The sequence below is a fragment of the Pseudomonas sp. RU47 genome, assembly GCF_004011755.1.
Lineage (GTDB): Bacteria > Pseudomonadota > Gammaproteobacteria > Pseudomonadales > Pseudomonadaceae > Aquipseudomonas.
In genome coordinates, this window is record NZ_CP022411.1 from 3449401 (window position 1) to 3462661 (window position 13261).

At 58.5% G+C, this 13261-nt stretch carries 13 protein-coding genes; 5 read left to right on the top strand and 8 right to left on the bottom strand.

Features of this window, described 5'->3' with window-relative positions; genetic code table 11:
- Positions 1-8: 8 nt before the first annotated feature.
- Positions 9-1352: a CDP-diacylglycerol--serine O-phosphatidyltransferase gene (gene pssA, locus CCX46_RS15585; protein WP_127927809.1), complete on the bottom strand. Its 1344-nt coding sequence runs from the start codon at positions 1350-1352 to the stop codon at positions 9-11.
- A 216-nt stretch (positions 1353-1568) separates the two neighbouring features.
- On the opposite strand from pssA, the gene CCX46_RS15590 reads away from it, so the two are divergent.
- Both CCX46_RS15590 and CCX46_RS15595 read left to right on the top strand, forming a co-directional pair.
- Complete coding sequence (locus CCX46_RS15590) at positions 1569-2132, top strand: TetR/AcrR family transcriptional regulator (RefSeq protein ID WP_127927811.1); 564 nt, start codon at positions 1569-1571, stop codon at positions 2130-2132.
- Positions 2133-2187: 55 nt separating this feature from the next.
- Positions 2188-2667 (top strand): nuclear transport factor 2 family protein, encoded by a 480-nt coding sequence (locus CCX46_RS15595; protein ID WP_127927813.1) that lies wholly within the window; start codon positions 2188-2190, stop codon positions 2665-2667.
- Between the two features lie 122 nt (positions 2668-2789).
- On the opposite strand, the gene sfnG is transcribed toward CCX46_RS15595, so the two are convergent.
- Positions 2790-3872, bottom strand: a complete 1083-nt coding sequence (sfnG, locus tag CCX46_RS15600; protein ID WP_127927815.1) for a dimethylsulfone monooxygenase SfnG — start codon at positions 3870-3872, stop codon at positions 2790-2792.
- A 337-nt stretch (positions 3873-4209) separates the two neighbouring features.
- Here sfnG and CCX46_RS15605 point away from each other — a divergent pair, with 337 nt between their 5' ends.
- The gene (locus CCX46_RS15605; RefSeq protein ID WP_102899826.1) at positions 4210-4989 is read left to right on the top strand and encodes a TSUP family transporter; all 780 of its coding nucleotides are present in this window, start codon (positions 4210-4212) and stop codon (positions 4987-4989) included.
- Here the strand turns inward: CCX46_RS15605 and nudC are convergent.
- From nudC to CCX46_RS15625, 4 genes are all read right to left on the bottom strand, one after another.
- Entirely contained in the window at positions 4957-5787 is an 831-nt protein-coding gene (nudC, locus tag CCX46_RS15610) for an NAD(+) diphosphatase (RefSeq protein WP_127927818.1), read from the bottom strand. The two genes, CCX46_RS15605 and nudC, sit on opposite strands and share 33 nt — an antisense overlap.
- 6 nt (positions 5788-5793) lie before the next feature.
- Positions 5794-6606 carry a crotonase/enoyl-CoA hydratase family protein gene (locus CCX46_RS15615; protein ID WP_127927820.1) on the bottom strand — a complete coding sequence of 271 codons (813 nt, stop codon included), beginning with the start codon at positions 6604-6606 and terminating at the stop codon, positions 5794-5796.
- A gap of 203 nt (positions 6607-6809) precedes the next feature.
- Positions 6810-7733 carry a magnesium transporter CorA family protein gene (locus tag CCX46_RS15620; RefSeq protein WP_127927822.1) on the bottom strand — a complete coding sequence of 308 codons (924 nt, stop codon included), beginning with the start codon at positions 7731-7733 and terminating at the stop codon, positions 6810-6812.
- A gap of 7 nt (positions 7734-7740) precedes the next feature.
- The gene (locus CCX46_RS15625) at positions 7741-9315 is read right to left on the bottom strand and encodes a RimK family protein (RefSeq protein WP_127927824.1); all 1575 of its coding nucleotides are present in this window, start codon (positions 9313-9315) and stop codon (positions 7741-7743) included.
- A 92-nt stretch (positions 9316-9407) separates the two neighbouring features.
- Here CCX46_RS15625 and CCX46_RS15630 point away from each other — a divergent pair, with 92 nt between their 5' ends.
- Entirely contained in the window at positions 9408-10508 is a 1101-nt protein-coding gene (locus tag CCX46_RS15630; protein ID WP_127927826.1) for a peptidase C39 family protein, read from the top strand.
- Between the two features lie 107 nt (positions 10509-10615).
- Here the strand turns inward: CCX46_RS15630 and CCX46_RS15635 are convergent, their stop codons facing one another.
- Together CCX46_RS15635 and CCX46_RS15640 are read right to left on the bottom strand one after the other, a co-directional pair.
- On the bottom strand, positions 10616-11770 hold the full coding sequence (locus CCX46_RS15635; RefSeq protein WP_127927828.1) for a PQQ-dependent sugar dehydrogenase: 1155 nt from the start codon (positions 11768-11770) through the stop codon (positions 10616-10618).
- 53 nt (positions 11771-11823) lie between these two features.
- Complete coding sequence (locus CCX46_RS15640; RefSeq protein ID WP_127927830.1) at positions 11824-12144, bottom strand: hypothetical protein; 321 nt, start codon at positions 12142-12144, stop codon at positions 11824-11826.
- A gap of 190 nt (positions 12145-12334) precedes the next feature.
- Here CCX46_RS15640 and ku point away from each other — a divergent pair, with 190 nt between their 5' ends.
- Positions 12335-13201 carry a non-homologous end joining protein Ku gene (gene ku, locus CCX46_RS15645; protein ID WP_127927832.1) on the top strand — a complete coding sequence of 289 codons (867 nt, stop codon included), beginning with the start codon at positions 12335-12337 and terminating at the stop codon, positions 13199-13201.
- Positions 13202-13261 lie beyond the last annotated feature (60 nt).

Sequence of the window (13261 nt, forward strand, 5' to 3'; positions counted from 1 at the left end):
TCAAAGCCTTACAAAATCCGGTAGAGCAACCGCTCAATCCGCACCCGGCTCACGCGCTTGAGAAACTTCGCCACCCCGGCCGGGTATTCCGGCAGCGTCTCCAGACTCTGAAAGCTGTCGATCCGCGCGGTATGGCGGAAAATCTCTTCCAGCTCCTTCGCTCGCGGCTCCAGCCATTCGCCTTTCGGGTCATCAATCAGCAGCGCGTTTTCCAGGTCCAGTCGGAACGCCCTTGGATTGAGGTTGTTGCCGGTCAGCAGCGTATAGCGCTGATCGATCCACATGCCCTTGAGGTGATAGGTGTTGTCGCCATCACGCCACAGATGCAGGTTCAACTGACCGCTGTCGATGTTGCGCTGATGACGCTTGGCGAAGCGGCGCAGGCTGATCTCGTACAGATAGGGCAACGCCGCAATCACCCTGAACGGCTCGCTCGGCGGAATGTAGAAGTCGTTGGCGGTCTTGTCGCCAACCACGATGTCGATCTTCACGCCACGGGCCAACGCACGGTTGATCTCACGGATCACGCCCAGCGGCAGGTTGAAGTACGGCGTGCAGATGGTCAGTTGTTTTTGCGCACTGGCGATCAACTCAAGAATCGCCCGGTTCAACGGGTTGTTCTTGCCGACGCCGAGCAATGGCGTAACGCACAGGCCATCACGGGCGGTGCTGCCAGTGGCTGTGTCGTACGTGGCGTACTTGAGACGGCTGCGCAGGTCGCCGATGTCGTTGCGCAGGCTGCGCGTGGTCGGCAGGTTTGGCAGATCGAGGCGATGCACGGCTTTCGATTCAATCAGACCGTGCTTGACCAGGTGATGCATCGAGTCGGCCAGTTCGCGGCTTTGCAGGACGTGATAACGGTCGAAGCGGTACTTGTCGAACTTGTGCAGGTAGACGTTGTTCAGGCTCGCGCCGCTGTAGACCACACAGTCGTCGATCACGAAGCCCTTCAGATGCAGCACGCCAAACAACTCGCGGGTCTGCACCGGCACGCCGTACACCGGCACTTCGCTCTGGTGCGTGCGGGTCATTTCCTGATACCACGCCGCGTTACCCGGCTGTTTACCGGCACCGATCAGCCCGCGCTGGGCGCGCAACCAATCGACCACCACGGCAATTTCCAGCTCGGGACGCTTGAGCTTGGCGGCGTGCAGCGCATCGAGGATTTCCTGACCGGCTTCGTCTTGCTGCAGATACAGCGCAACGATGTAGATGCGGTGGGTCGCGGCAGCGATTTTCTCGAGCAGGCAACGACGGAACTCGGCGGCGCCGGACAGAATGGTCACGGCTTCGGCGGTCAGCGGAAAGCTGCGCAATTTGGGCAGCAAGGAACGTTTGAAAAGCAACGGCATAGGGCTCGCAATGGGTCGAATCCGAAGAACCCGAGAGCTTACACCATCGCATCCTTGGGGTCTTGTCAGTGTCTGTAATGCCCCCTTCGCGAGCAAGCTCGCTCCCACATTTGAAATGCATTCCCCTGTGGGAGCGAGCTTGCTCGCGAAGGCGATTTCACCAGCAATAAAAATACCCGCTTGACCAAGGAGAACAATCGTTCTACTGTTCGCCACATGAAAGAAATCACTAGCAACGACACACGCGACATTATTCTGGATGTCACCGAAAAGCTGATCTACAAAAGTGGCATCGCTGCCACCAGCATGGATCTTCTGGTGAAAACCGCCGGCGTCTCCAGAAAAAGTATTTACCGTTACTTTGCCGACAAGGACGCCTTGACCGTTGCCGCCCTGCAACGCCGCGACGTGCGCTGGATGCACTGGTACCGAAGCGCTGTCGATCAAGCCGAAACCCCGGCCGATCGCCTGCTCAACCTGTTTACCGTGCTCAAGAGCTGGTTCGCCTCGGAAGGTTTCCGTGGCTGCGCGTTCATCAACACCAGCGGCGAGACCGGCGATCCGCAGGACCCGGTGCGCCTGGTCGCCAAAGAACACAAACAGAAGCTGCTCGACTATGTGTGCGAGCTGTGTACCGAACATGGCGCCGAGGATCCGCAACTGCTGGCCAGACAGCTGCTGATTCTGATTGACGGTGCCATTACCGTAGCGCTTGTGATGGGTGATCACAGTGCCGCCGATAATGCGCAATGCATGGCGCGAAAGTTATTGGACCTGTAACGCCTTAATAAGCCGGACAAGTTGTTTTAACCGTTAACTATTTCGGGAGACTGATATGTCTACTGCAGCCCAGGCACGTCCGCCATTACCACCCTTTAACCATGAATCGGCAATCGAGAAAGTTCGACTGGCCGAGGATGGCTGGAACTCTCGCGACCCGGAACGGGTTTCGCTGGCTTACACCCTTGATTCCAAGTGGCGCAATCGCGCCGAATTCGCCAACAGCCGTGAAGAGGCCAAAGCGTTTTTGACCCGTAAATGGGCGAAGGAACTGGATTACCGTTTGATCAAGGAACTGTGGGCCTACTCCGATACGCGCATCGCCGTGCGTTATGCCTATGAATGGCACGATGATTCGGGCAACTGGTTCCGCTCTTACGGCAACGAAAACTGGGAATTCGATGAGCAAGGCCTGATGTTCCAGCGCTACGCATGCATCAACGACATGCCGATCAAGGAAAGCGAACGCAAGTTCCACTGGCCGCTGGGCCGTCGCCCGGATGATCATCCAAGCCTGTCTGACCTAGGCCTCTGATTTCACAGTGAGTTCAATTGTGGGAGCGAGCCTGCTCGCGAAGGCGTCGTATCAGTCAATGCAGTTGTTGCTGACACACCGCTTTCGCGAGCAGGCTCGCTCCCACATGGGTTCCTCAGGGTTCAGGCTACGGCGGCGGTCTTCTCGGCCTCCAGTTCGCGCACCAGCGGTAACACCCGCCGCCCGAAATATTCGACTTCTTCCTGAAAGTGCAGAAACCCCGCCAGCACCAGATCCACACCCACCGCCTTCAGCGCCACAATCCGCTCGGCAATCTGCAACGGCGTGCCGATCAAGTTGGTCTTGAAGCCATCGTTGTACTGCACCAGATCCTCAAATGTTGATTTCGCCCAGTTGCCCTCACCCTCCGGCGATGCCCTGCCCGCTTGTTTCGCCGCGTCGCCAAACGCATTCACCGCCTCTGGATCGGCCTGATCGATGATCTGTGCGAGCACGGCCCTGGCCTCCTCTTCAGTGTCGCGGGCGATGACAAAGGCATTCACGCCAATCTTCACCGAATGCTTGTTGGCTGCAGCTTTCTGACGAATATCGTCGACCTGCGCCTTGATCCCTTCAACGCTGTTGCCATTGGTGAAATACCAGTCCGAAACCCGCGCCGCCATGTCCCGTGCCGCACGCGAACTGCCACCCTGAAAGATCTCCGGACGGCCCAAGGGTTTCGGTTTCAGGCTGTAATTGTCGAAGCGGTAGAAGTCGCCGCGAAAGGTGAAGTTGTCCTCGCTCCACACGCCGCGCAATGAACGGATGAACTCTTCGGAACGACGATAACGCTCGTCGTGCTCCAGCCAATGCTCGCCGATGGCTTGAAACTCGCCTTTGAACCAGCCGCTGACGATGTTCACCGCGATGCGGCCGTTGGTGAGTTGATCGATCGTCGCCAGTTGCTTGGCCGCCAGCGCCGGTTGCCACGGGCCGGGCAGGATCGCTGCGATCACCTTGAGTTTGCTGGTGGCCGCGAGTAACGCGTGGCTGAACGCAACTGACTCATGCTGAAACTCGGCGCCGTAACCGGCGGTGAAGCGGATCTGCGTCAGCGCGTATTCGAACCCGGCAGCCTCGGCGAGCTGCGCCAGTTTGCGGTTGTAATCGATGCCCCAATCGGTGCGCTGTGCGATCTTGCTGACCACCAGCCCACCACTGACGTTCGGCACCCAGTAGGCAAATTTTACGGCTTGCTGACTCATTGGCGTGTCCTAGGGAGGTTTGCGGAGATGGGAGTGGTAGAGCAGCAAGCGTGCCAGCCTGGAAATGCCCGGTTTTGTTGGGTATCGGGGTGAAGTTGATGTTTTGTGGAAGGCGGATTTGTTGGCAGGTTGTTGTGTGGGCAACAGTTGGATTGGGGGCGGCATGAAGAATGCCTTCGCGAGCAGGCTCGCTCCCACAGGGTGGAATGCATTTCAAAATGTGGGAGCGAGCCTGCTCGCGAAGTCGTCAGACGGGTCGCCGCAACAGTTGGATACAGGTAACATGACCGCCCTCCCCGCAGCTCACGTTCTGCGCCCTGCCGAATAAGCCGATTCCATGCCTTTCGAACTCAGCGTTGACCTCACCACCCTCGCCATCCTGGCCGTTGTCGCTTTCATTGCCGGTTTCATCGATGCCATCGCCGGCGGTGGCGGTCTGTTGACCACGCCTGCACTGCTGACGGCCGGCCTGCCACCGCATCTGGTACTCGGCACCAACAAGTTGAGCTCGACCTTCGGTTCGGCCACCGCCAGTTTCACCTTCTACAAACGCAAGCTGTTCCACCCTCGACAGTGGACGCATGCGATTGTCGGCACTTTGATCGGCGCACTGACCGGCGCGATCGTCGCCCATTACCTGCCGGCCGAATGGCTGAACAAGATGCTTCCGGTAATCGTCTTCGCCTGCGGCCTGTATCTATTGTTCGGCGGCACGCCAAAAGCACCGCTGGACAGCGATGCGCCGATCAAAAAGAAATGGCAGTCGACCCAGGGCTTCAGCCTCGGCTTCTACGACGGCGTGGCGGGTCCGGGCACCGGCGCGTTCTGGACAGTCAGCAGTCTGCTGCTTTACCCGATCGACCTGGTCAAGGCCAGCGGCGTAGCGCGCAGCATGAACTTCGTCAGCAACATTGCGGCGCTGTCGGTGTTCGTGTTTTCCGGGCAGGTGGACTGGATCATCGGCCTGAGCATGGGCCTGTCGGTGATGGTCGGCGCGTTCTTTGGCGCGCGCACCGCAATCAGCGGTGGCGCCAAATTCATTCGCCCGGTGTTCATCACCGTGGTGCTGGGTTTGACTGTGCGCCTAGCCTGGCAGCACTGGTTCAGCGTGGCCTAAGCGCCGCGCCACATAGACGTCGATCAGGTAACGGGCAATCGATTTGGACGCCGGCAGCGGCGGCAAATCGTGTACGTTGAACCATTGGGCGTCTTCAATCTCGTCTTCCTGACAGACAATCTCGCCGCCGGCATATTCGGCATGGAAGCCGAGCATCATCGAATGCGGGAACGGCCAGCACTGGCTGCCCAGATACTGGATGTTCTTCACCTCGATCTGCACTTCTTCGCGCACTTCGCGAATCAGGCAATCCTCAGCCGACTCGCCCGGCTCGGCAAACCCGGCCAGCGTGCTGTAAACCCCGGTGACGAAGCGCGGTGAACGCGCCAGCAGGATCTCGTCGCCACGGGTGATCAGCACGATCATGCTCGGCGAAATACGCGGATAACTGCGCAAGTCGCACGGCTGGCAATACATTGCTCGCTCGCGCGGCACCTGGGTCATCGCCTGGCCGCAATTGCCGCAGAAGCGATGCTCCCGCGCCCAGGTGCCGATCTGCGCGGCATACCCAAGCACTTTGTAGATCGTGTGATCGCCATCGAGCATGAACGCCCGCAGCCCTTTCCAGTTACAACCCGACACTTCACTGGCACTGCGCAACTCCAGCAAGTACACCGGCTCGCCATCGAGATGGCCGATGCCGTGCTCGGCGAGGACCGACAGGTCCTGACGCTTGAGCCATTCCCGAGGGAACAGCGCGCCGTTGTCATCGAACAGAAAGCCTTCCGGGCTGCGCGCCACGGCCCAGCCGCCAGGTTGATCGGTGTCCAGTACTGCAGTGGTCCAGCGAGCTGTCATGGTTTCTCAGTCCAGAAATTCGGGTTTCTGTTTGCTCATATGGGCGGCCATGGCCACGCGCAAATCGGTGGATTGCAGCATGGCGGCGTTCCAGGTGGCAACGTATTCGAGGCCGTCGTCAATGCGATGGTCGCGCATGTAGCTGATCATTTCCTTGGTGCCGGTGACCGCAATCGGTGACTTCGAAGCGATCTCGCGAGCGATGTCCAGCACGCCCTCGAGCAGCGTGTCCTTGTCGCTGTAGACGCGATTGACCAGGCCGATGCTGCGCGCCTCGTCAGCGCCGAAAGTGCGACCGGTGTAAGCCAGCTCACGCAGCATGCCGTCACCGATGATCCGTGGCAACCGTTGCAAAGTGCCAACATCGGCGGCCATGCCGATATCGATTTCCTTGATCGAGAATTGTGCGTCTTCGGCGGCGTAGCGCATATCGCAGGCCGCAATCAGATCGATGGCGCCACCGAGGCAATATCCTTGAATGGCAGCGATGACCGGTTTGCGGCAGTTATCGACGGCGTTGAACGAGGCTTGCAGGGTGAGAATCTTGCGGCGCAGCAGGCGCGCGTTGCGGCCGACGTCCTTGCCCAGCTCATTGGCGACGCCGGCGAGCATCATCAGGTCGATGCCCGAGGAAAAGTGTTTACCGTTACCGCTGAGCACCACCACGCGCACTTCGTCGGTGTCGTCGATCCACTGGAAGATCTCGACGATCTCGCTCCAGAACGCGGCGTTCATCGAATTGATTTTTTCCGGGCGATTGATCTGCACATGGGCGATGCTGTCGGCCAGTTCGACGCTGAAGGCGGAGTATTGAGTCATGGCAGTGATCCTTTACCGGGCTGAAAATGAGGCCCGAACTATAACAAGGCATCACGGTGGCGGTTCGGCCAAATGCGGGACTGTCCTGAATTTTACTTTGCCTGTGCCGGCCTCTTCGCGAGCAGGCTCGCTCCCACAGGAGAATGCATTTCAAAATGTGGGAGCGAGCCTGCTCGCGAAGGCGCCGGATCAGACAACCTGATTCATCGAGCCAATCGCCGCAGCCCAAACAACATCCCCCCCGCCCCCAGCAACATCGCCGCCAGAAACAGCGGATAGGAAACCCACCACGGCGTCCCCGCCGTCATCATGCTGAACTCCGACATCCCGCCAATACTGGCAATCAGGTTCAACGGCAGAAACACCACGTTGATCAACGTCAGCTTGCGCAGCAGGTTGTTCATGCTGTTGTTCATCAGATTGCCACGCGCATCGATCAGTCCGGAAAACACCGTGGAGTAAATCTCTGCCTGCTTGTAGCACTGGTTGTTTTCGATGATCAGGTCGTCGATCAGGCCGATCGCCTCACTGCCGAAATGCTGCTTCTCGGCATGATTGCGCAGGCGCGTGAGGACCGCGCCGTTGCTGTGTAGCGCGTTGATGTAATAGATCAGGCTTTCGCTGAGGTTGAACATCTGCACCAGATGCTGGTTCTGCATCGAGGCGTTGAATTTCTGCTGCAACTCGCGGGCGACCAGTTTGATCACCTTCAAGTGCCCGAGGTAGTGATGGATGTTGTTGAACAGCAGATCGAGCAAGACATCCAGCGGCGTATTCAGCGGCTGGCGAGTGCCGAGGCCGTGCAGCGGTGTGTCGTCGGTGGCGATCACCAGCAATTGCCCCGGCGCGAACAGCAATCCGCAGGACGACACCTCAAATGCCAGCGTGCCGCCACCGGAATAGTTTTCCGGACGCTTCCAGATCAGGAACAGATGGTCGGGATGGAACTCGATGCGCGAGACCTCGTCCGGGTCCAGCGCTGACGCCAGTGCATGCTCATCGACCTTGAAATGACTGTGCAGCAAATCGCGCTCGGCAGCATCAGGGTTGCTGAACAGCATGACCTCGGCGTCCAGCCGCTCTACCCGCTGCAAAGCGCCGTGGCTCAGTGCAAAGCTGTTGATCATCGGCGCCTCACCAGGCCTGACCGCGACGTTTGAGTTCCAGACGGCGCACGAACTCTTCCAGCACCAGTGAATACAGATCGTCGTGCAAATAAGCGTCTTCGATGCCGGCGTCGAGGTTGGGGTTGTCGTTGACTTCGATCACCACGACTTTGTCGCCCGCCTGTTTCAAATCGACACCGTAAAGGCCGTCGCCGATCAGGTTGGCAGTCTTCACCGCCAGTTCCACCACCGCACGCGGCGCCTCGTGGATTGCCATCGTTCGGCATTCGCCGTTGACGTCCTGGCCTTTGGCCTTGTGGTTGTAGATTTGCCAGTGGCCCTTGGACATGAAGTATTGGCAGGCGAAGATCGGTTTGCGGTTGAGTACACCGATGCGCCAGTCGTATTCGGTGTAGAAAAACTCCTGGGCCAGCAGCAACACCGAGTGTTCGAACAGTTCGGCGGTGGCTTCGAGCAAAGCCTGCTGGCTTTCGACCTTGATCACGCCACGGGAAAAGCAACCGTCGGGAATTTTCAGCACCAGCGGAAAACCAAGGCGCTCGCCCACGCGCTCGAAGTCTTCGGGTCGCTCCTTGTAGAGGATCTCGGTGGCGGGCATGCCCAGTTGATGGCTGTTGAGCAGATCGGTCAGATAGACCTTGTTGGTGCAGCGCAAGATCGATGTCGGGTCATCCATCACCACCAGTCCTTCGCTCTCGGCTTTCTTGGCAAAGCGATAGGTGTGATTGTCGACGCTGGTGGTCTCACGGATCAGCAAGCCGTCGTACTCGGCCAGACGTGCGTAATCCTTGCGTTCAATCAGCTCAACATCAATGCCCATGGTTTTGCCGACCCGGACGAAATTTGCCAGTGCCTTGGCGTTGGACGGCGGCAAGGCTTCTTGCGGATCGTGCAGAATCGCCAGGTCGTAGCGCGCCACTTGCGGAGAACGCGGTACTCGCCAGACTTTACGGCTGAAACCGTCCAGCGCATTGGCGAATTGATCTTCCTGATCATCGCGCAACTTGTGCAAAGCGCCAGACTTTATCCCTTCGATGTGCCAGCCGTTAGTTCGACGAAACTCAACTAACAGAATCGGACAGGGAAATACTTCAAACAACTGCCGGGCCAGATCCTGTAAGGGCTCGATATGGGTTCGGCCAAAATACAGGGTCAGGGTAAAACCTTCGGTATCACTGTAGAGGTGATGACTGAGGGCTTTTTCCAGGGTTTTATCGAGATCATCCAGAGCCAGACCGTACAGTGATTTTTTCGTCAATTCGCTGATGGTGCGCACCGACGGAATCACCTTGTGCCCCCGCGCTTCGGCCAGCAACGAGCAGTAGTAGCCGTGGCCCAGGTACTTGTAGCTGCGGCACAGATTGATCACCTGCACGCGTTTTCCCGACTCGCTGTCACAGCTGTGTTCGAGGTATTCCTGGGCAGTCACGATGTCTTCGCTGGGGAAGTATGAAGCCCAGTCTTCCTTGCGCTCGACAATAATTACAACCTGGCTGGATGCTTTGATCGCCGAGTTTAAATAAGTTGCCGCCGGCAAACTTTGCTCGGATACTTCGCGCCAATGACCCTGTACCGCTGACATAGAGATTGATCCGTTGGAGAACAAGACCTTTTCTATTAAGCACGAAGTTTTTCGAAAGTCTCGTTTCGTTACGCAACTTTTACGGTGGTCATATGAAGGCTGTTTTTCGTTTGGCGGTAGTTGAAGACTTGCCGGCGCTGCTGGCACTGGAAATGCAATGTTTCACCACGGACCGGCTCACCAGCCGCAGCTTTCAGTGGATGATCACCCGCGCTCACGGCCGGTTGCTGGTGGCCGAGTCCAATGGACAATTGCTGGGTTACGCGCTGGTGTTGTTCCATCGCGGCACTTCACTCGCGCGGCTGTATTCCATCGCACTCGCCGTCGAGGCGCGCGGCACCGGCCTGAGCAAACAATTGCTGCAACGCATTGAGGCGCTGGCGCTCGAACACGACTGCGCGTATCTGCGCCTGGAGGTTCGCTTAGACAATCCCGCCGCGATTGCGCTGTATGAACGCAATGGCTACCGGCGCTTTGCACTGATTCACGATTACTACGAAGACCACGCGGATGCGCTGCGCTTGGAGAAACGCATTCTTCAGCACCGCGACTCGCGCAGCATCAAGGTGCCCTACTACCGGCAAACCACCGATTTCACTTGCGGCCCGGCGTGTCTCCTGATGGCCATGGCCGCGCTGCAATCAGAACGGTTACTGGAGCGACGTGAAGAACTGCAGGTCTGGCGTGAAGCAACCACGGTGTTCATGACCTCCGGCCATGGCGGTTGCAGCCCACAGGGATTGGCGTTGGCGGCATGGCGTCGTGGGTTCAAGGTGTGCCTGCAGTTGAGTCTGGCTGGGCCGTTGTTCCTCGACGGGGTGCGTGATGCGCATAAAAAAGACGTCATGCGTTTGGTACACGACGAGTTCACGGCGCAACTGCGGGAAACCGATGTCGAATGCATGATCGGTGCGGCGCTGGATCTGCCGCGCTTGCTGGCTGCCGGCGGGCAGCCACTGGTGTTGATCAGCAGCTATCGACTGACGCGCTCTAAATCGCCGCACTGGGTGGTCGTGACCGATTGCGACGAAGATTTCGTTTACCTGCACGACCCGGATGTCGATCACAGCCAGCATCGACAGCCCATGGATTGCCAGCATGTGCCGGTGAGCCATGGTGAGTTCGAGAAAATGTGCCGGTTTGGCCGGGGCAAATTGCGTGCTGCGGTGGTGTTGTATTCCCGCGAAACGTGAGCCTGCACATGTAGGAGCCGCCGCAGGCTGCGATCTTTTGATTCTGAAAAACAAGTCAAAAGATCGCAGCCTCGTTGCACTCGACAGCTCCTACAGGGGAATACCCGTCAAGGTGTGGGCTTCAGGCCGATCTTGTACAGCGAACCCTTCTCCTCATCGGTCAGCACATACAAATAACCATCCGGACCTTGCCGCACATCGCGAATCCGCTGATTCAGTTCACCGAGCAAGCGCTCCTCGTGCACAACCTTGTCGCCATCGAACTGCAAACGAATCAATTCCTGAGTCACCAAGGCTCCGATAAACGCATTGTGCTGCCACGGTTTGAAGCGATCGGCATCGTAGAACGCCATACCGGTGACGCCCGGCGACTTCTCCCAGACATGGTGCGGCGCGACCGTGCCTTCGGCGGTTTTACCCTGGGCTTCCGGGATCGGCTGCATCGAGTAATTGATGCCGTGGGTCGCCAGTGGCCAGCCGTAATTCTTGCCGCGTTCGATGATGTTCACCTCATCGCCACCGCGCGGGCCGTGTTCGTTCTCCCACAACGTACCGGTCCAAGGATTGAGTGCTGCGCCCTGCGGGTTGCGCAGGCCGTAGGCCCAGATCTCGGGACGAACGCCAGACTGACCAACAAAGGGGTTGTCATCCGGCACCTTGCCGTCCGGGTAGATGCGCACGACCTTGCCTTGCAACTTGTCGAGATCCTGCGCCGTTGGCCGGTCGTTGTTCTCACCCAGGGTGATGAACAGATAGCCGTCGCGGTCAAACACCAGCCGCGAACCGAAATGATTGCCGACCGAAAGTTTCGGTTCCTGACGGAAGATCACTTTGAAATCCTTCAGCGTCTTCAAGTCATCCGAAAGCCGACCACGCCCGACGGCGGTGCCGGCCTTGTCACCGGCACCACCGCCTTCGGCATACGACAGGTAGACCAGGCGATCCTCTTTGAAATCCGGCGACAGCACGACATCCAGCAACCCGCCCTGCCCTTTGGCCCAGACCTGTGGCACGCCGGAGATCGGCGCCGACAGTTTGCCGTCAGCGCCCACCACACGCAGATTGCCGGGACGCTCAGTGACCAGCATGCCTTGGCGATCCGGTAGAAACGCCAGTGCCCACGGATGCTCGAGCCCCGCGGAAATGGTCGTGACTTCGAGGGTGCCCTGTTCGCTTTGCAGCTCTTTAGGGGCGGCGGCGAATACCGGAGCGCTGATCAGCGCTCCGGCACACAGTGTGGCTAGAAGAGTTTTACGCAACATGCACGATTCCTTTTGTTCGTTTGCAATGGCCGGCAGAACCTCAGTCCTGCCGCTCAACGGTTGCTGTCTCCGCTGCGCGAAGGTGGATTGGGAATGAACGTGGGTGGTGTGCCCGGCACCGGGCGGATCGGCTGGCCGTTGCCAATGCCTCGGTTCTCGACCGTAGGCTGACGTGGCGTCGGCACAGTGTTCGGCCCCCGAATGGGCGGAGCGCTGGGCTGGGTGCCCTGCATACTGTTGGGGTTGGCCCGGCGGATCGGGCTGTTGTAGGGGTTGTTGCTGTTGCCGGTAGGGCTTTGCGCCAACAGGACGTCGGCATGAACCAGACCGCCACTGAGGGTCAGGACGACGATGCCAAGCAGAATTCGGTTCATGACGCTGCCTCTCGATGGGGCCGGGGATAGAGCCTTCGAGTCCACGCTACGCCGAGGGTTCGGATTTGTTAACCCACAAGCCTTAAACAACATGTAACACGACTTGACCGAGTCCCCGAAACCCCGTGCATTCCGGGGAAACTTTCAGTCACAGCCACAGGTCATCCGATCATCACTCGGAGAACTCACCATGGCTCGGGCAATCTGGAAAGGCGCAATCAGTTTCGGACTGGTGCACATCCCTGTCGCACTGGTCTCGGCGACGTCGTCGCAGGGCGTCGATTTCGATTGGCTAGACAGCCGCAGCATGGATCCCGTCGGTTATAAACGGGTCAACAAGGTCACCGGCAAGGAAGTCACCAAGGAGCACATCGTCAAAGGCGTGGCCTATGAAAAAGGCCGCTATGTGGTGCTCAGCGAAGAAGAAATCCGCTCGGCGCACCCGGTTTCAACGCAGACCATCGACATCTTTTCCTTTGTCGACGCCGAGCAGATTCCCTTGCAAAACATCGACACGCCTTACTACCTGGCGCCGGACAAGCGTGGCGGCAAGGTCTACGCGTTGCTGCGCGAAACCCTGAGTAAAACCAACAAGGTCGCCCTCGCCCGCGTGGTCCTGCATACGCGCCAATACCTGGCGGCATTGATGCCGCTGGATTCTGCCTTGGTGCTGGTGAAGTTACGCTGGCCACAAGAAGTACGCAGCCTCGATGAACTGGAACTGGGCAGCGAAGTGACCAAACCGCAGTTGGCCAAGGGTGAGCTGGACATGGCCAAACGGCTGGTGCAGGACATGAGCGCGGACTGGAAGCCCGAGGATTACAAGGATGAGTTCGAAGACAAGATCATGGCCCTGGTCGAGAAAAAGGCCCATGAAGGCAAGATCGAGGATGTCGAAACGGTGGGTGGCGAGGAAGAACGCAAAACTGCTGATGTGATCGACTTGACCGAGCTGCTCAAACGCAGTCTGGGCGGGAAAGCGCCGGCGAAGCCAAAAGCGAAGGCCGCCACCAAGGCTGCGCCAGCCAAGAGGACAAAGAAGGCCTCTGGTGAATGACAATCCAAGGATCGTCAGGCAACTGACAGGTTGTATTTGAGAGAGTCATCGCTAGCAGGC